The organism is Rhizobium leguminosarum bv. trifolii WSM2297 (genome assembly GCF_000271845.1).
On sequence record NZ_JH719393.1, the window covers coordinates 1,540,548 to 1,558,879 of the forward strand.

The following is an 18,332-nucleotide window of genomic DNA, read 5'->3' on the forward strand; positions in this document are numbered from 1 at the left end:
TCAGTCCTCGCCATCCCAAATCAACACCCGGATCGGCGTCGGATCAAAACCGTTGCACGGGTTGTTGATCTGCGGGCAATTAGAGATGACGCAGAGCACGTCCATCTCGGCGACGAGCTCGACATAGTCGCCCGGCGCGGAGATGCCGTCGACGATGGTCATTTCGCCATTCGGCTTGATCGGAACATTCATGAAGAAGTTGATGTTCGGCACGATGTCGCGTTTGCCCATGCCGTGCTTGCTGATCTCGAGGACGAAGTTGTCGCGGCAGGCATGCAGGTATTTCGTGCCATGGCCGAAACGCACCGTGTTGCTCTCGCAGGAGCAGGCGCCGGCGGAGGTGTCATGGCGGCCGCAGCTGTTGGCCGTCATGGTCAGCATGACATTGCCTTCGTTCGACATGATCTTCGTGCCAATGCCGATATAGGCGGCACCCTGCATGCGCATCGTATCCTGATTGGAATAGCGCTCGGAAAAACCGTCGGCACGGTAGAAGAGCGTGTCGATCGCCTGCTGGCCAAGACTGTCTTCGATGCGGATCGTCTGGCCCTTGCGCACGATACCGGACCACGGGGCTTCGGCCGCGATGAAATGGTCCTGCACGGCATTTTGCAGGTTACGGGCAGGGGAGGTCTGGATGAAATCGGACATCGTCTTTTCCTCAGGCCTGCATCAGGGCGTTGTTCTCGAAACCGCGCACGGCTTCGGCCGTTGCCGTACGGCAAAGATCATCGGCAGCCGCACTTGCCGCCTTGTAACGGGTGATGGCGACAGGCTTCGGCTGATATGTGGGATCCGGGTCGAGCGGATGCGGGCAAGTGGAAAAGCCGACCAGCATGTCCATCTCGGCGCGCAATTCGACATAGTCGCCGCTGTTGGAGCGCTTGCTCTGCCAGCCGAAACCTCCGCTCTCGGCCAGGCGGACGGGCGCGAAAAAATTGAGGATGCCGGGAATATCGCGCCTGTCGAGGCCGAGCTTGACGGCGACGAGGATCAGGTTATCGCGCGTATTGCGGGTTTTCTCGCCGGGATATTTCGCGGCATTCGAGGCGGCCGTCGAGCCGCCCATCAGGCAGTCATGGGCGCCAGAACTGTCCTCAATCATCGAGAACATGACGCGGCCCATATCGGAAAAGATAACCCGCCCCTTGCCGAGTGCCGTCGTCCACTGGACCTTGGCAGTATCGACGAGATTGATCCGCTCGCTGGTATCGCCGGCATTCCAGGCAACGAGGGCCACGGTGGAATTTCCCTCGCCCTGGTCGATGCGGATCGCTTCGCCACGCAGAAGCTTCATTGCCCAGTACCAGCCGCCGGCAATGGTCTCCTGATGAATGACGGCAGCGGCATCGATGGCCGGTGCCGGCAGCGGGCTTGGGCCGGGAAGCGCCTTGGGCGCAAATTCCAGACCCTTCTTCTGGTGCTCCTCATAGCGCGCGCGATTGGCGGCGATCTCTTCTGGCGAGCGTCTCACATGCATCATAGCTTCTCTCCTGACGGTGCCAGGTCGTCCCGGCTGTGCCCCAGGGAAGCGACCGGGCCGTCCCGGTCGGGGCTGAAAATCGATGGCTGGCCGGCAAGGCGTGGCGGCCAGATGGCAATATCCTTGGTGATGGTGGCGCCGTAGCGCTCCTTTTCTTCAGGCCGGTCGCGCCGGCGTTCGAAGGCGACGACGCGATTGGCCAGCGTGAACGCCTCGCGCATGTCATGCGTGACCATGACGACGGTCATCTGCGTTTCATGCCAGAGCCGCTTCATCAGCGTGTGGATCTCGGCGCGGATACCTGGATCGAGCGCACCGAAGGGTTCATCGAGCAACAGCACCTTCGGCTTCATGATGAGCGCCTGGGCGAGCGCCAGGCGTTGCTGCATGCCGCCGGAAAGCTGGGCCGGATATTTGTCCTCCGAACCATCGAGCCCGACCTCGGCAATCAGCTGCCGCGCTTCCTCGATGGCGGTCCGGCGTGCGGCGCCGAAAAGCTTGGCCTTGTAGCGCGCAGCGGTAAATTCCTTGCCGAGCAGCACATTGCCAAGCACCGTCAGGTGCTGAAAGACGGAATAACGCTGGAAGACGACGCCGCGATCCGATCCCGGCTCCGGCGGCAGCGGCTCGCCGTCGAGCAGGATCTTGCCCTTCGTCGGCTGCTCCTGGCCGAGCAGCATGCGCAAGAAGGTGCTCTTGCCGCAACCGGAGGGGCCGACAAGGGCGATGAAAGCACGCGAGGCGACAGTCAGGGACACGTTCTCGAGCACGATCTGGTCGCCATATTCCTTCCAGACCATTTCTATCTTCAACTCGCTCATGCCTGCTTCTCCAGCTCCGACCAGGGGAAGACGGCGATGCGCAGGCGATCGAGGAGGGTGTTCATGACGACGGCAAGCAGGGTGATCCAGATGACATAAGGAAAGATGATATCCATCGAAAGATAACGGCGGACGAGGAAGATGCGGTAGCCGAGGCCGGAATCCGACGAGATCGCTTCGGCCGCGATCAGGAACAGCCAAGCCGGGCCGAGTTGCAGTCTGAGGCAGGTGATCAGCCGTGGCAGGATCTGCGGCAGCACGACACGCAGGCCGATCTGCCAGGAGGAGCCGCCAAGCGTCTCAGCCTTGACGATCTGTTCGCGCGGCAATTCCAGCGCCTTCAGCGCGAGATCACGGATCATCGCCGGCGCAACACCGATGACGATGAGAGCGATCTTCGATGTTTCTCCGAGCCCCATGACGATGAAGAGGATCGGCAGCAGCGCCAAGGGTGGCACCATGGAAATGACGGCGACGAAAGGAGCAAGCAGCGCCCTGAGATATGGCAGCATGCCGATCAGCATGCCGATGATGAGTGCCATCGCTGTCGAGATGCCGAGGCCGGAGAGCAGGCGGATAAGGCTTGCGCCCGTGTCCGACCAGAGCAGAAACTCACCGGTACGCGGGTCGGCGACGAAGGCCAGTCGGTTGATCGCATCGGCAAAGCCGGCAAGGCTCGGCAGAAGCTTATCATTGGCGTTTTCCGCCAGCCGCGCGGCCGAGCCGAAGGCATAGGCAAGGGCGAGCAGCACGAAGGGCAGCATCATCAAGGCGAGCTGGGCGCCTCGGCTCGGCCTCGTGTTGATCCAGCGCATGGGAATTGCTCCGCTGATGAAGGGGAGGGAGCGCGGGCAGACCGCGCCTCCGTTGCGATCAGAGCGAACCGTCGGCGGCTGCCTTCATATAGGCCTCGGTGAAGCGTAGCTTCACATTGCCGGAGTCGCCCAGCACCTTGCCATCCGGCATTTCGATGCCGATGACATCAGCTGACGGCGCGCCATTGCCGAGCAGTCCCTTTTCGAAAAGGAAGTTGCGCACCAGATCCATGGTCTTCGGCAGGCTGGGCGAAGCGGTAAAGGCAACGGCATCACCCGGCTTGTCGAAGAGCTTGGTGGCGGCAAGCTGGGCTTCGAAGCCGGCGAGATCCGTGCCTGAAGCCGAGCCCATAGCCTCACGGGCCGCCTTGCCCTCTGCGGTGTCTGCCCGCAGCAGTGCGGCCGTCTCATACCAGATGCCGGCAAGCGCCTTGCCGAAGTTAGGGTTGTCCTTCAGTACGCCGCTATTGGCGACCATCAGGTCAATGATTTCGCCCGGCACCTGCGAACTATCGAAAACCTTCTTGGCCGAGGGATCTTCGAGAATGGTGGAAACCAGCGGGTTCCAGGTGACGACAGCGGTGACGTCGGGCGTCTTGTAGGCTGCGACCATGTCGGCGTCGGACGTGTTTACCACCTTCACGTCGCGTTCTGTCAGCTTGGCGCTTTCGAGCGCACGGGCGAGCAGATAATGCGAGACGGAGAATTCGACGAGATTGACGTTCTGACCCTTGATATCGGCAAGGCTCGCCTTGTCCTTCAGGATCACGGCGTCGTTGCCGTTCGAGAAGTCGCCGACGATCACGGCAGTCGTATCGACGCCGCCGGCGGCCGGGATCGACAACCCGTCCATATTGGTCAGCGTGACGGCATCGAAGGCGCCGGCCGTGTACTGGTTCATCGATTCCACGTAGTCGTTGAACTGCGTGACATCGATCTTGATACCGTATTTGTCAGCCCACTTCTTGACGATGCCGTGATCGGCAGCATAGCCCCAGGGCATCCAGCCGACATAGATAGACCAAGCCACCTTGAATTCGGTCTTCGTCTCCGCCTTCGCGACGGAAGCGAGCCCGAGCATCAGCGATACCGCCAGCGCTGTGGTGGAAGCAATTTTCGAAAAAGTCTGCATTGAAATTCCCCTTCTGCTTTTCTTCAAAAGGGATCGGCAAAGACCATCGTGCCACCAATCCCTTGGCTTACGAGGTCTCCCGGGCTTTTTTCCCGCCGTGCACCCGACGGGATTTCTCCCCCGCCGGTGGTGGCTCTCGGACCAGCCGCACTTCTTAAAAGCGCCGGAACCCTAGCCACCAACTCGGCACATTACCTGCAAGAGGTGTGCCAGCTGATTAAGGTGTTGATTTTTCTCGTCTCAATTCCTTGGGTGGTTTGGTATTGTGTACACTTGCAGCATTTTGCTCAATATTTGAGCGATGACCCGGGAGCGCGCCCGCTGGGAAGCAGTTCGGTGTGCGAGAAACAATAGGCGCTATCCAAGTAGCAACTGCACAGCACGAGGAGGCCTGTCGTTGGATGCGGTCGTGGGTTCCCAGGAGCCCGGATTCGTCAGTTTGCTGATCGTCGTTACGTCGATGCATAACTTCGGTTTCGCTTAACTTCCAATCAGGTAGCCCCCGTTGCGGATCAGCTCAGTCAGTTCCGATGAACAATCAGGGAAAGTTTAAGCAGCGCCTGCGAGGCCTCTCGCCTATCTCATGCCACAATCTGGCAAGCCGCCTACTTTAAATCAGCGGCCATGCTGATTCAAACGGTCACGCATTAACTTTCAATTGGTCATCACCATAGTTTCAAACAGTTATAAGGAATGAAGCTGTGGCGCTGTATCCAAGGCTGGTTGAGCAACGCGTTGCCGATGCCATGTCAGACACGCGAGTCGTTTTGATTTTTTGCCGGATGCTCCGCGACTCTGTCACAGCTCGCCTCGAGTTCTAGTTCTCCGCCTTTAGAGCATGCTTGACGCGGAGGATTGTGATCGCAACCGTGCCCACGACCACTGGAACCGCAACAAGCATGATCATGGGATCGAAATGGAACCCTGCGTGGTCCGCTGTCTCGTATATAAACTTCAACAAGCTCAGCAGATAGTAGCTGATCGCGATGATCGAAAACCCTTCGACCGCGCGCTGGATCTTGACCTGCGTCGCAGCTCGATCAGCCATTGCCTGGATTTGTGTAGCGTTCTGGAACTCAATCTCGACCTGAATTCGGGTTTGTAGCAGGTCGAGCAGATGCATCGTAGCTCTCGATAGGTGTTCGAGCCTCAACGCAGTTGCCTCGCAGGTACGAACCGCAGGTTTGAATCGCCGCTCTACGAAGGTACCGAAACGTTGGAAGCCGGGGACGTGGCTTTCCCGTAAAAGGACGATCCTCTCCTCAACGATTTTCGCGTAGGCAGCGGTTGCTCCGAACCTGTTTCTGGTCTCAGCAGTGGCCGAGATGATATGCGATGAAAGTACCGTGATCTCGTCAAGCAGCTGCTTATGCTGATGTGCAGGAGTACTCAAGTTGCGATTGGTCAGCTGAACAAGTTCCGCATCATATCCACCGAGAAGCGGCGCAAGGCGTCGCGCCTCGGGCAATCCGAGCAGCGCCATTGATCTGTAGGTTTCAATCTCAAAGATACGACGTACCATGCGCCCCAGGCGGTGTGCGTTCAGGTCATTGTTGAAGAGGATGATCCTGCTTGAATTATCTCCTCGAACGCGAAAGTCGGAGCAAACCTGCGCCGCGCCCCCGCCAATCGAGGAAGCGGCGGTATCACCGAAATCCAGGGTTTTCAAAACCGACCCCAGCTCGTCAGGAGGGTTCCCGAGGACAAGGATACTGACGTGGCAAACAAGGCGAGGGGCGTTCAATCCTGCAAGCTGTGCAAAATCACTTTCTGCGAGATCAGGTTCGGGCCAACGATCTGGCTCTGAGTGCAGTTTCCGCAGGCGTGTGATCGTCACGAATTCAGTATGCCGTTCGACCCTGACCGAAATCTCGCCATCGACTTCCAGGCTATCGTGGAAGTCCTTGATTGCCCGATCTAATGGCATGAAAGCCACGTGCTCGACGATCGCCGGACCGGTGAAATAAATGGACGGCCGAGCGTGCAGCTCGGAGTTGAAGTCTGCTGTTTGCGATCCGCCCGTCGCTGGATTGGAGACGTATTGTGTGGAAGCAGATGCCGTCACCGAAACTGCTTCTTCTCCCGGATTAGAACTCAAATCTATCCTCCCCATCCCACTGACACAACAACTGATGAAGCTATATGAACCGAACGTGATTAACTTGAAAGCCCAGCTGATCGCTCGCCGAACGATGTGGAACTGTACCCAGCGAATCGGTTCCCTTCTCATCGTTGCCGCTATGGCCGGAATCACGAGGAATAGCGGACGTGAGAGGGCCCTCCTAGCTTCATTAACCTCACTATTGCACATCGTCTGCCGGAGAAGCCTAACCGCGTTCGTGAAACGTTAACCCGCGTCTTAAGGAACCATTCAAGCGACGTAAATTGTCAACCTCGCGTCTTTCCGGGCATCTTCCGCAGGCAGCTCGGATGGCCGCAACGTTATGACGCGAGGTGAAATTATGCTGACCGAACGCGAGAACCAGTTCTACATTGGTGGGAAATGGCAGGAAGCGGTGGATGGAACCCGCATGCCGGTCGTGAATCCCGCCTCGGAGGAGGTGGTTGGGCATATTTCTGCGGGCGATGCGAATGATGCCGATCTCGCGGTTTCAGCAGCCCGCCAAGCCTTCCCCACCTTCTCTCAGGCTTCAGTGTCCGAGAGGCTCGCTCTGCTCGGCAGGATGCATTCTCTCCTGAAGGAAAGAGCGGAGGCATTCGCAGAAGCTCTCGTTTTGGAAATGGGGGCAGCGATTAGCTTCGCGCGGGCTTCTCAGGTTCCGTTTGCCGCCGAGCACATTCGTGTTCAGATGGAGATCCTCGAGAAATACCGGTTCGTGACGGTTGAGGGAAGCACTGCAACCGCCAAGGAGGCGCTCGGGGTTTGCGCGCTGATCACACCCTGGAACTGGCCACTTTACCAGATCACCGCCAAGGTCGCTCCCGCAATCGCTGCAGGCTGCACCGTCGTCCTCAAGCCCAGTGAACTGTCACCTTATAGCGCTCTGCTTTTTGCCCAGCTGATGCACGATGCCGGCACTCCGCCGGGCGTATTCAATTTGGTCAACGGCACTGGCGAGCAGGTTGGCGCAGCGCTCGCCAGCCATCCGGACGTTGACATGATCTCGATCACCGGTTCCACCCGCGCAGGGGTACTCGTCGCGCAGGCAGCTGCGCCGACGGTGAAGCGGGTGGTTCAGGAACTCGGCGGCAAGTCGCCGAACATTTTGCTCGACGATGCCGATTTCAGCGAGGCAGTAGCGAAGGGCGTGCTTGCCGGCATGCGCAATGTCGGCCAGTCGTGCAGCGCCCCGACGCGCATGCTTGTGCCCGCACATCGGCTCGGCGAAGTCGAGGAATTGGCTAGCGCCACTGCGCGTGCCATCCGCGTTGGCGCGCCGCTTGATCCGGCGACGGATATGGGGCCGATCGCCAATCGTGGTCAGTTCGAGCGGGTGCAGATCATGATCCAGGCCGGTATCGACGACGGCGCCAAGCTGTTGTGCGGCGGGCTGGGCCGGCCGGCTGGCCTTGATAGCGGCTTTTTCACACGGCCGACGATCTTTTCCGAGGTGACGTCCGACATGCGCATTGCTCGTGAGGAAATCTTCGGGCCCGTCCTCTCGATCATGCCGTACAAGGACGAGGAAGACGCAATCGCGATTGCTAACGACACCGTCTATGGATTGGGCGCTCATGTCCAGTCTTCAGATCCGGAGCGGGCGCGGCGGGTCGCCAAGTGCATTCGTGCCGGCCAGGTTCATATCAACTATCCGGCTTGGGACGGAGCGGCCGCCTTCGGTGGCTACAAGCGCTCGGGCAACGGCCGCGAATATGGCGTTTGCGGCCTCGAAGAGTATCTCGAGACGAAGTCCATTCTCGGTTATTGACCAAGCGACTCGGCGCGATCGCCTCGCCAGGGCAGTGGCTTCAGCGACTGACGAAGCATTGTGAGGAAAGCGGCAGTCCGCGCGCTTCGACCGTGCCGCGATCCGAGGATGGCGACGATATCGGCCGACGGGAGCTTCCAGTTGGGAAGTACCTGCCTCAGACGTCCCTCGGCGAGGTCTTCAGCAACGGCCCATTCGGAACGCATCATGATGCCCTGACCAGCCAGCGCCCAATCCCGAATGACAGCACCATCATTGCTCGACATGATCGGATTAACGCGCACTGTCGCGCTTTCCTGCCGTGATCCCTTGAACCGCCAGAGCGTTACATCCTCCTCGTTCTCTCGAACGACAAGACACCGATGTCGAGGAAGATCGGCGGGCGCAGAGATGGGCGGAGCCGAGGCGAGGTATTTTGGACTCGCGCAGAGAATTCGATGGTTCGGCGCAAGTGTCGTCACCACTTGGTCGAGATGCGCGGATGCCCCGATGTGAACAACGACCTCGTAGCTATCGACGATTAAAGCCGAGGGATGATCGGACAGCTGCAGGGTGGCGGTCGCGCCGCCATGTTCTCGAGCAAACGCTTCCACGACCGGGGCCACGTAGATCCTTCCAAAACCGTGAGGTGCTGCGACCCTGAGGTGCCCGCGAACTGCACCCTTGCGATCAGCCAAGGCTTCGGCAAGCGAGTCTATGGCATCGCTGACGATGACGCTGTGAGAAGCGACCAATGAGCCCTCTTCGGTAAGACGCAGGTGGCGTCCGGAGCGGTCGATCAGCCGCACCCCGACCTTCTCTTCAAGCGCGCGCAGGCGCTGGGTCACCGCGGGAGGGGTGACGTTCAGCTTTCTCGCGCTTTCCGCGAGAGATTTCGAGCCTGTGAGGACCGAAAAGAAGGCAAGATCGTCAGACGTGAGCATTAACCGTCACCTGAAGTCATCATTCACGACACATTAATTGCCATCTTTAGGGTTCGGCGACAAGGTGGGCTTCAAGTCGGAGGTCGCGTTATGACGTGGCCACATCGACAGACCCAGTTTCCGGTCGCCATGACCAAGGGCAGGAAGCTGGCTCGCCTAGTATCGACTAACGCGCCCGCCATCGGAGACGGCGCGGAAATCGGCATGTATGTCCGACCGCGGCGCTGTCGCCTATCAGCTGGTTCGCGGTGGCGCGGACACGTAGAGTCGTCGATAATGGAGAACCTGCGATGGATGTTAAGGACATATTGGAGCAGCTGGTCGGCTTTCCGTCCGTCGTCGGGACTCCAAACGGCGACATCGTCACATGGGTGAAGGGCTATCTCGAAAGTCATGCTGCCACCGTGGCTGTCCTGCCGGGGCCGGAAGGGGATAGGGCAAACCTGTTCGCCACTATCGGCCCGAAGGATGAGCCCGGCTACATTCTTTCCGGGCATATGGACGTCGTTTCGGCCTCCGAAAGGACCTGGACGTCGGATCCCTTCCGCCTGCGGGCTGAGGGAGATCGGCTTTTCGGCAGGGGCGCCTCCGATATGAAGGGGTTTCTTGCCGCCGCGCTTGCCGGACTTCCCGCTATAGCAAAAATGCCGTTGAGGCGCCCGATCCACTTCGCCTTCTCGTATGACGAGGAAGCTGGTTGCCGCGGCGTACCGCATATGTTGCAGCAGATCGGGAACCTGTGCGCTCCTCCTTTGGGAGCGATCATCGGTGAACCAAGCAATATGGTGGCGATCCGCGGTCACAAGGGAAAGGCCGCCGCCCGCATCGAGATCCATGGCATGACCGGTCATTCGTCGCGCCCTGATAAGGGCCTGAACGCCATTCACGCCATGACTGCAGTGATGAGTGCAACGCTGAAGACCGTTGCTGCTCTGCCAGACAGCGCCTTAGATCAGAACTTCGAGCCGCCGTATTCTACGCTGCAGATCGGAACGATCGCGGGCGGACGCAGCGTCAACATCATCCCGGATCTCTGCATTATGGAATTGGAAGCCCGCGCGGTACCCGGCGTATCGCCAACGGTGCTTCTGGAACCTATAAAGGCTACCGCCGAGGCCTTGGAGAAAGACGGTTTCCGCGTTACGTGGGAAACCAGCAGCACCTATCCGGCGCTTTCGCTTGATGCGGATGCGCCGCTCGCTCGGCTGATGGAGGAACTAACCGCAGCGCAGACCTTGGCTGCCGTCAGCTATGGCACTGAGGCCGGACTCTACCAGGCGGCCGGCATCGACGCGATCATCTGCGGTCCCGGGGACATCTCGCGCGCCCACCGCGCCGACGAGTTCATCCGCCTCGACGAACTCGCTGCATGCGAAGCAATGATCGTGCGGCTTGCCAAAACGCTACAACACTGAGGGGGCTTCATGGTTTTCTGGTTTAACTCGGATCGAGAAAGAGGCCGTGTCTTCGCCGAGGCTTTTGCACGCGAACTGCCCGATCTGCCCTTCGTGATGGATATTTCAGAGCGCGACCCGGACGAAATCCGATACATCCTCACTTGGACTGCGCCGTCCGATCTTCATCGCTTCAGGAACTTGGAGGTTGTCTTCTCGATCGGCGCCGGTGTCGACCAATTCAAGCCAGAAACGCTTCCGCCAAACGTCATGCTCGTCCGCATGGTCGAGGATGGTATCGTGCGGATGATGCAAGAATATGTGACGCTCGCCGTCCTCGCCCTTCACCGCAAGTTGAAGGCCTATATTGGACAGCAGGAAGACTCCACCTGGCTCCCGCTTCCTGTGCGGCAAGCTGCCCAGCAGCGGATCGGTATCCTCGGGCTTGGCATGCTCGCCCAGGCCGTCATTGAGCGGCTGAAGCCCTTCGGCTTTCCGCTTGCGGCCTGGAGCCGCTCGGAACGACAAGTGGATGGTGTTGATTGCTATAATGGCCCGGACGGGCTCACGCCGTTCCTGGCGAGCACCGACATCCTGATCTGTCTCCTGCCGCTGACCCAAGAGACGCAAGGACTGCTCGACGCCGCGGTCTTCGCGACACTTCCAGCAGGCGCAGCGCTCATCCACGTGGGGCGCGGCGCGCAACTCGATCATGACGCGCTCATTGCGGCTCTCGACCAGGGACATCTGTCGGGTGCGGTTATCGACGTCACCGAACCTGAGCCCTTGCCCCCCGAGCATCGTTTCTGGCGGCATCCAAAGATCATCCTGACGCCGCACATCGCAAGCGTCACCCAACCAGAGACGGCGGCTTGCGCCGTCATCGACAACATCAAACGCCATCGCGGCGGTCTCGACCCAATCGGGCTCGTCGATCGCGATCGCGGTTATTGAAGCTGCAACCAGGAGAGCAAGGAGAAAACATGTCCCTCCTCAAGACCATCGTACCCGACAGCAAGGCAACACCGCGTGAGTCCAAGCCCGGACCGGAACGCCTGATATCCGGCGATCCCTCGTTCAAGACTTGGGCCCAGGACGTTGCGCGTGATGAAATGATTCACACCGGGGTCTGGGAAGCGACACCGGGCCTGACGCGTTCCGTCAAGGGAGAGACATTCGAATTCTGCCACATCCTTGAAGGTCTCGTGGAAATCACCCCCGACGGCGGTGAAACGGTTACCTACAAAGCAGGCGATAGTTTCGTGATGAAACCCGGATTCATCGGCACCTGGCGCACCGTGGAAACGGTCCGGAAGATCTACGTCACCGTCAACTAACCAGCTCCGCCGCCTTCGGTACGTGAGTGCAGCGACCGATCGGCCTGGACAACAATGATCCACAAAGCGGCGGAGAAGCGGTACTTCTCCGCCGTGGTGAGGGCGATGACGCGAACCCCGGAGCCAAAGACTTAGCCTTTGCCATTTGATCCGCAAGGAGAAGTCCGCTTGGCGGTGTTAAGCCGGAGCCCACTTAGGAACGTCTTCATTCGAAGCGCGACCTGTGGATAATAGCTCGGATGAGCTGCCCGCTGGAATGATCATAATCCATTCTCATAGAGCGGGGTGATGGCGCGATATCACGGATACTCGTCAAGGAGCAGCTTGCTCCGTCGATCAAGTTCGGACCCCCGGGCTACTGTTGGGCGGACACTTGATTGCATTTAACCGGTGACACCCGATTATTTTCGAATTACCGAAGAGAGGGCGAACGCAGTCAGTGTATCGCGCACGCCGGGCATCTCGGCAATCGACTGCCAAATCTGTCGGATGCGGTCAGCCTCGGTGGACTCGACCCTCACGAGGAGATCGAAATCACCGGTCATAACGTCGCAAGCAACGACTTCTGGGATCTTCCGCAGCGCCTGAAGGACTTCTCCGCCCCGCATGCGATCGTGACGATAGACGAAAATCAATGCGGTCGTGACGTTTTGGCTATTCCCTCCATTCCCGGTGAGGATTGTATATCCCTTGATGAAGCCTTCTCGTTCGAGGCGTTCGATTCGCACCCGCACGGCGTTACGAGAAAGGTTCACCTTCGCCGACAAATCCGCGTGCGAGATACGGGCATTAGCCTTCAATTCGATAAGTATTTGTTCGTCAGTTCGATCGAGAAGATATTTCATGGATATTCGCCGGGACGCTTAACCTAGAATGTCGGGGGTTACCGACCGGTAAGCTAACACGGCGATTTCCGGTAGTAATGTTCTTTCCTTCTTGCTCGCAAATCGCTTTGATGTCGAAGCCATTATGAATCCTGGCAGTGCCTTCTTTTCCGCATCAGTCAGGCCGCGGACTCCCTGATAACCCTGCAGTAGCGCTCGCGCACGCTCTTTGTTCAGCTCTCCGCTGATATCGCCCGCCAAACCGACGAGCGCATCAGCAAGCTCCGACACGAGCGCGGCCTCGTGCCGAAGCCTGAAGTTGATGACTCCGCTGACTTCCTCTCCGAGGAAAAAGACGTTCTCCTGGACCAATGCGCCGTGAATTGCGCCAGCGGGAAGATCCGTCGATTTGCACTTCGCTTTTCGTTCCAGGACGGTGTGTATTTCAGCTATCACGCGGCCCAGGCTGAGGCATTTTGCTGGGCTTGCAAATGTGGATGAGGCGCCGGGTACGAAGCCCACGATGGCAACCAATCGACCTGCGGCCCGAGACGTGGCGTGGCCGTCGACAGTGCGCAACGGCTTGGGGCAGGGGACGCCACGTCGATAAAGCGCCTCCATGGTTTCGAAGGCCCTTTCCAGATCTGAAGGTTGGGCTCCGTTCTCGAAAAGTGTAACGATGAATTCACCCTCCCCGGTGCGAAACAGGTAGGTCGTCTCGGTGTCGCCGTCCGCGATCCCAATCACTGAAAGAAGCGAGGTAAAGCCGTAAGCTGCGGTTATGAGTTGGCGATCGTCGTCAGAAAGCTCGGTAAAAACAGCCATTTCCTACCCTTATGCGGCCGATGAACCCAATCAGAAATTTGCGAAGGCAGCGCTACCTTCAAAGAGCTCTTCAACTTGACTGGAGGCCAAGATCCCTTCCTCTTCCACGACCTGTCGCAGCCCCCGCTTTTCGGCAAGCGCCTTCTTGGAAAGATGCGCTGCCTTGCTGTATCCGATAAGCATTGCCAACGGCGTCGCGAGGACGAGAGACCGATCGAGGAGGTCCCTGCACCGGTCGACATCAACTTCAATGCCATCGACGCATCGCTGCTGAAAAATTTCCATCCCACGCGTCAACATCCGCATCGACTGAAGGATGTTGAGGATGATCACCGGCTCCATCGCATTGAGTTGCAACTGCCCCGCGCTTGCCGCCAGCGTGACAGTGAGATCATTTCCGATAACCTGGAATCCGATCTGGTTCATCATTTCTGGAATGACGGCATTCACTTTACCGGGCATGATTGAGGATCCGGCTTGCACAGGCGGGAGTCGGATCTCACCAAGGCCACCCCTCGGACCACTGCTCAAGAGCCGCAAATCATTGCAGACTTTGGTCAGCTTCACAGCAATTCGCTTGAGAATACTGGAGAATGATACGAAGCCGCCAGTGTCGGATGTAGCTTCAATCAAGTTTCGAGCGGGAATTACCTGAATACCGGAAATCTGCGTGAGGTGGGCGCAAGCCGCGTCCCGAAAGCCGCGGGGGACGTTAATTGAGGTTCCGATTGCAGATCCGCCGAGGTTAACTTCCTTCAACAACCTGGCAGCGGACTGCACTTGATTAATGTCTTCGTCGATCAGTTCGGCGAAAGCATCAAACTCTTGCCCGGCTGTCATTGGGACGGCATCTTGCAATTGAGTGCGGCCGACTTTCAGCGCAGTCGCATACTCACGCGCTTTCGCACGGAAGGCATCGCGCAGCCCGACCTGGGACGCTATCAACCCCTCGCAAGCGCGAAGAATGGTCAGACGGAGTGCGGTCGGGTAGACATCGTTTGTCGATTGGCAAAGGTTCACGTCATCATTGGGATGAAGCTTGTCGTAGTCGCCCACCGGCGCCCCGAGCTTTAGCAGAGCCAGGTTAGCGATAACCTCGTTGACGTTCATGTTGGTGGACGTCCCCGCCCCACCCTGCATCATATCGACCGGGAAGTTCTCATCAACGCACTTCAACTCGATCAGATCATCGCAAGCCTGAGAGATCGCCGACGCTTTTTCCGCAGACAGAAGCCCAAGGTCAGCGTTCGCGCACGCGGCCGCTTTCTTGACCATAGCCATGGATTGAACGAGTTCGGGGAAGTCTTTGAGGCGAAAGCCTGAAACGTTGAAATTGAGCTCAGCTCGACGCGTATGGACGCCGTATAGAACATCACCAGGGATGGGAAGGGGGCCGATCAAATCGGCCTCTATGCGTTCAGTTCTCATTTTCCGCCCCCTAATCCAGGATTCCAGCGTGGCGCATCGCCTGAGCGATGGCTTCCTTAACAGCTGGGCTCACCTCGACGAGCGGAAGGCGCAGGTCGCCGCGGATCTTCGAAAGTTGCGCCAACGCGAACTTCACGCCAGCCGGGCTGGTCTCGAGGAACAGCGCACGGTGTAGGGGCATCAGTCGATCTTGAAGAGCCAGTGCCGCCGCGAAATCACCCCCCAGACATGCCCGTTGGAAATCTGCACAGAGCCGGGGGGCGACATTCGCGGTCACCGAGATGCAGCCGTGGCCGCCGTGGGCCATGTAGCCCAGCGCCGTGCCATCTTCGCCAGTGAGAAGATTGAACTCCTTGCCGCAGGCCATCCGCTCCAGTGACGGGCGCAAGAGATTGCCTGTCGCGTCCTTGACGCCCTTGACGTTCGGACAATCTTTAAAAATGCGGGCAAGCGTTTCGACTTGAACATCGATCACACTCCGACCCGGAATGTTGTAGACGATTATCGGAATCGAAGCTTCAGCGTCGATGGCCTTAAAGTGCCGATAGATCCCCTCTTGCGTGGGCTTATTGTAGTACGGTGAGACGATTAGCAAACCGTCCGCGCCGGCCTCCTGGGCGGGCCGCACGAAGCTGATTGCTTCCTCGGTGCTGTTGGAGCCGGCGCCGGCAATGACCGGAACGCGACCATTCGCAGCTTCGATCGCGATCTCCACGACTTGTTTGTGTTCGGCATGACTGAGCGTCGGGCTTTCCCCCGTTGTCCCGCAGGGGACAAGCCCTGACGTGCCCTCGGCGATCTGCCATTCGATAAGGCTGCAAAGCGCAGCCTCGTCGACCTTCCCATCGGCAAATGGCGTCACAAGCGCGGTGATAGATCCTTTGAACATCATAACCTCCGAAAGTAGCATTGGGCGGCGGCGCCGATTAACGCTGCAGGCGCGTGATGCAGACGACCTTCGGCTGAGTCATGTCCTCATAGGCAAAACGAACGCCTTCGCGTCCCATGCTGCCGTACTTGAACCCGCCAAACGGCATCGCGTCGAACCGATAGTCCGAGGATTGATTGATCATGACACCCCCGGCATCGATCCGTTTGGCAGCATCCAAGGCCTCAGTGAGATCGTTGGTAAAGATCCCCGCATGAAGGCTATATTCCGGGTTGTTCGCCAGCTCTATGGCCTCATCTAGGCTGCCAAAGGGCTGCAATATGACTACCGGTGCGAAGACCTCGTCGTTCAACACGTCGCAGGCCGCCGGCACGTTTTCCAAGACGGTCGGGGGATAGAGGGTGCCCGAGGGCTTGTGACCGCAAAGCAGCGTCGCACCAGCAGCGATCGCGCGCTCCACCATGGCGGCGGCGCGGGTCACCGCGTGTTCGGAGATCATCGGGCCCATGTCAGTATCAGGGTCCATCGGGTCGCCGGTTTTCAACTTGGCGGACTGCGCCAAGAATTCGGTCTTGAACCGTTCGTAGATCGGACGCTGGACCAGAATCCGCTGCGTTCCGATGCAGTTCTGGCCAGCCGCCCAGAACGAACCTGAAACGCAATCTTCCACGGCGGCGTCGACATCGCTGTTTTCCGTCACGATGACCGGTGCATTGCCGCCGAGATCCATCGCGAGCTTCTTGATGCCCGCAGATTTTGCGATGGCCTCGCCGGTGGCAAAGCCGCCTGTGAAGGAGATCATACGGACGTCTTTTGCCGAAACGAGCGCTTTGCCCAGGTCGGCGCCGCCGACAGCGACCGTGACGACCTCGTCCGGCAAACCGCTTTCGATCAACACCTCTACCAGCTTGATGGCCGATAGTGGCGTAAGCTCCGACGGCTTCAGAAGTACCGCATTGGCGCCGGCAATGGCGGGGCCAAGCTTGTGCGCCACGAGATTGAGCGGGTCATTATGAGGCGTGATGGCCGTGATGATGCCCAGTGGCTCCCGGGTGTACCAGCCTTGACGAGACTCGGATCCGGCATAGGCATCAAAGGGGATGACTTCGCCAGCATTCCGCTTGGCCTCTTCCGCAGAGAGTTTCAGCGTGTTGACGCAACGTGTCGCTTCCTTGCGGGCCTGGGTGATTGTCTTCCCCGCTTCCCGCACGATCAGGAGCGCGAATTCCTCCTTGCGTTCCTCGACCGCAGCTGCGGCCTTTTCAAGAATTGCAGAGCGCTGGTGGCGGGGGAGCGACCGCGCGATCTGCGCGCCGCGTCTGGCGCGTTTCAGCAACAGGTCCACAGCATTGGCATCGGTCTCGCGGACGGCTCCGATAAGGCTGCCGTCGAAAGGGTTACAGACAATGATCTCGTCGGAAGAGCTGGTTTTCAAGGCTAAACCGGGCATCACGCGGCCTCCTTCGCGAGTTTGGGCGAGTGGGCATTGTGGATAGCCACGATGTCGGACAGCAGAGCGTAGGCGGTTTCGATCCGGCCGGCGCCCGGGCCGGTGACGGTGACCGAGCCGAGCAGTTCCGTGTTCAGGGAAACGGCATTGGTAGCGCCGTTGACGCCGGCGAGCGGATGCCCGAGGGGAAGCTGTTTGGGCGCGACGCTGCCGGTTATCGTCCCGTCGGCATTGCGAACTGCAGATCCGATCAATTTCCAACGGCTTTCAGCCTTGACCGCTGCCTGAATGTCTGAAGGAGACAGCTTGGAGATGCCATTGCAGGAGATGTCCTCCGGCTTAAGGTTTGCCCCCAGTAGCTCGTTTGCCAAGATCACTACCTTCAGACGAACGTCGAAACCTTCGACGTCGGCGGTCGGATCTGCTTCGGCATAGCCGAGCGACTGTGCTTCCGCGACGGCGCTGGCGAAGTCCAGACCGTTTTCCATGCGGCCGAGCACGAAGTTCGATGTACCATTGAGGATTCCTTCGAACCCTTTCACCTCTGCGCCGGCAAGGGTCTTCTCGGCCATGCGTATGACCGGCGTACCGCTCATGACGGAGCCCTCATACTCGAAATGGACGCCGTTCGCCTTTGCAACAGCCTTCAGTTCCTGAGCGGCGATTGCGACGGGCCCCTTGTTCGTGGTGACGACGTGCTTGCCGGACGTGAGGGCCCAGCGGCAGTGAGAAACGGCGGGCTCGCCATCCCCCGGGTTCGTAAATGTCGCTTCCACGATGATGTCGGCAGGCGCGGTCTTGATGATAGCCTCGTTGTCAGCTTCCGCGCTGCCGCCAGATAGCCCGCCGAAGCCGCCCTTGGCGAATTTTGCTTCCACGAGGGTCTTGGCATCCAGGCCGTTCGGCGAAACAACGGAACCCAGATAGAGATCGCTAACGGCCACGATGTTCAGGCGGAAATCGAGATCCCGTTCCCACAGCGGGTTCCTCGACGCGATGAGCTCGGCCAAAGCGCGGTTGACGCCACCAAATCCGATTAGAGCAATATTATAGATTTTCATGTGGGTTCCTCCGGTGAAGCGATTTGTGCGCATATCATTGGATACGGATCGCTCAGTCGG

The 18,332-nt window shown here is 59.0% G+C and carries 17 protein-coding genes and 1 riboswitch; of the genes, 4 read left to right on the plus strand and 13 right to left on the minus strand.

Annotation, left to right across the window (positions count from 1 at the left end; genetic code table 11):
* The 6 genes from RLEG4DRAFT_RS61485 to RLEG4DRAFT_RS61510 all read right to left on the minus strand — a co-directional run bounded on the left by RLEG4DRAFT_RS61485 (position 1) and on the right by RLEG4DRAFT_RS61510 (position 6,349).
* Complete coding sequence (locus RLEG4DRAFT_RS61485) at positions 1-651, minus strand: urea amidolyase associated protein UAAP2 (RefSeq protein WP_003576300.1); 651 nt, start codon at positions 649-651, stop codon at positions 1-3.
* A gap of 10 nt (positions 652-661) precedes the next feature.
* Positions 662-1,483: an urea amidolyase associated protein UAAP1 gene (locus RLEG4DRAFT_RS61490; RefSeq protein WP_003576298.1), complete on the minus strand. Its 822-nt coding sequence runs from the start codon at positions 1,481-1,483 to the stop codon at positions 662-664.
* Positions 1,480-2,304 (minus strand): ABC transporter ATP-binding protein, encoded by an 825-nt coding sequence (locus RLEG4DRAFT_RS61495; protein ID WP_003576296.1) that lies wholly within the window; start codon positions 2,302-2,304, stop codon positions 1,480-1,482. Before RLEG4DRAFT_RS61495 ends, RLEG4DRAFT_RS61490 begins: the two co-directional genes overlap by 4 nt.
* Complete coding sequence (locus RLEG4DRAFT_RS61500) at positions 2,301-3,119, minus strand: ABC transporter permease (protein ID WP_003576295.1); 819 nt, start codon at positions 3,117-3,119, stop codon at positions 2,301-2,303. Before RLEG4DRAFT_RS61500 ends, RLEG4DRAFT_RS61495 begins: the two co-directional genes overlap by 4 nt.
* Before the next feature lie 58 nt (positions 3,120-3,177).
* Positions 3,178-4,251, minus strand: coding sequence for a putative urea ABC transporter substrate-binding protein (locus RLEG4DRAFT_RS61505; protein ID WP_003576294.1), 1,074 nt, complete (start codon positions 4,249-4,251; stop codon positions 3,178-3,180).
* 74 nt (positions 4,252-4,325) lie between these two features.
* Positions 4,326-4,437, minus strand: a riboswitch (guanidine-I (ykkC/yxkD leader).
* 631 nt (positions 4,438-5,068) lie between these two features.
* Positions 5,069-6,349, minus strand: coding sequence for a DUF3422 domain-containing protein (locus tag RLEG4DRAFT_RS61510; protein ID WP_003576292.1), 1,281 nt, complete (start codon positions 6,347-6,349; stop codon positions 5,069-5,071).
* 364 nt (positions 6,350-6,713) lie between these two features.
* On the opposite strand from RLEG4DRAFT_RS61510, the gene RLEG4DRAFT_RS61515 reads away from it, so the two are divergent.
* Positions 6,714-8,141 (plus strand): aldehyde dehydrogenase family protein, encoded by a 1,428-nt coding sequence (locus RLEG4DRAFT_RS61515; RefSeq protein ID WP_003576290.1) that lies wholly within the window; start codon positions 6,714-6,716, stop codon positions 8,139-8,141.
* Here the strand turns inward: RLEG4DRAFT_RS61515 and RLEG4DRAFT_RS61520 are convergent.
* The gene (locus tag RLEG4DRAFT_RS61520) at positions 8,135-9,064 is read right to left on the minus strand and encodes a LysR family transcriptional regulator (RefSeq protein WP_003576287.1); all 930 of its coding nucleotides are present in this window, start codon (positions 9,062-9,064) and stop codon (positions 8,135-8,137) included. The two genes, RLEG4DRAFT_RS61515 and RLEG4DRAFT_RS61520, sit on opposite strands and share 7 nt — an antisense overlap.
* Before the next feature lie 290 nt (positions 9,065-9,354).
* On the opposite strand from RLEG4DRAFT_RS61520, the gene argE reads away from it, so the two are divergent.
* Genes argE through RLEG4DRAFT_RS61535 form a run of 3 tightly spaced genes read left to right on the plus strand, consistent with a single transcriptional unit; the run spans position 9,355 to position 11,795 of the window.
* Complete coding sequence (argE, locus tag RLEG4DRAFT_RS61525) at positions 9,355-10,479, plus strand: acetylornithine deacetylase (RefSeq protein ID WP_003576286.1); 1,125 nt, start codon at positions 9,355-9,357, stop codon at positions 10,477-10,479.
* A gap of 9 nt (positions 10,480-10,488) precedes the next feature.
* Positions 10,489-11,412, plus strand: a complete 924-nt coding sequence (locus RLEG4DRAFT_RS61530; RefSeq protein ID WP_003576284.1) for a 2-hydroxyacid dehydrogenase — start codon at positions 10,489-10,491, stop codon at positions 11,410-11,412.
* 29 nt (positions 11,413-11,441) lie between these two features.
* Positions 11,442-11,795 carry a cupin domain-containing protein gene (locus RLEG4DRAFT_RS61535; protein WP_003576282.1) on the plus strand — a complete coding sequence of 118 codons (354 nt, stop codon included), beginning with the start codon at positions 11,442-11,444 and terminating at the stop codon, positions 11,793-11,795.
* A 401-nt stretch (positions 11,796-12,196) separates the two neighbouring features.
* On the opposite strand, the gene RLEG4DRAFT_RS61540 is transcribed toward RLEG4DRAFT_RS61535, so the two are convergent.
* The 6 genes from RLEG4DRAFT_RS61540 to RLEG4DRAFT_RS61565 are packed head-to-tail and all read right to left on the minus strand — an operon-like array spanning position 12,197 to position 18,272.
* Positions 12,197-12,640, minus strand: coding sequence for an Lrp/AsnC family transcriptional regulator (locus RLEG4DRAFT_RS61540; RefSeq protein ID WP_003576281.1), 444 nt, complete (start codon positions 12,638-12,640; stop codon positions 12,197-12,199).
* An 18-nt stretch (positions 12,641-12,658) separates the two neighbouring features.
* Positions 12,659-13,444, minus strand: coding sequence for a phosphotransferase (locus tag RLEG4DRAFT_RS61545; protein ID WP_003576279.1), 786 nt, complete (start codon positions 13,442-13,444; stop codon positions 12,659-12,661).
* Positions 13,445-13,474: 30 nt separating this feature from the next.
* Positions 13,475-14,872 carry an aspartate ammonia-lyase gene (locus tag RLEG4DRAFT_RS61550; RefSeq protein ID WP_003576278.1) on the minus strand — a complete coding sequence of 466 codons (1,398 nt, stop codon included), beginning with the start codon at positions 14,870-14,872 and terminating at the stop codon, positions 13,475-13,477.
* A gap of 10 nt (positions 14,873-14,882) precedes the next feature.
* Entirely contained in the window at positions 14,883-15,761 is an 879-nt protein-coding gene (dapA, locus tag RLEG4DRAFT_RS61555; RefSeq protein WP_003576276.1) for a 4-hydroxy-tetrahydrodipicolinate synthase, read from the minus strand.
* A gap of 37 nt (positions 15,762-15,798) precedes the next feature.
* Positions 15,799-17,211, minus strand: coding sequence for an aldehyde dehydrogenase family protein (locus RLEG4DRAFT_RS61560; protein WP_003576274.1), 1,413 nt, complete (start codon positions 17,209-17,211; stop codon positions 15,799-15,801).
* Complete coding sequence (locus RLEG4DRAFT_RS61565) at positions 17,211-18,272, minus strand: homoserine dehydrogenase (protein WP_003576272.1); 1,062 nt, start codon at positions 18,270-18,272, stop codon at positions 17,211-17,213. The genes RLEG4DRAFT_RS61560 and RLEG4DRAFT_RS61565 overlap by 1 nt, the downstream gene beginning before the upstream one ends.
* Between the last annotated feature and the right edge of the window lie 60 nt (positions 18,273-18,332).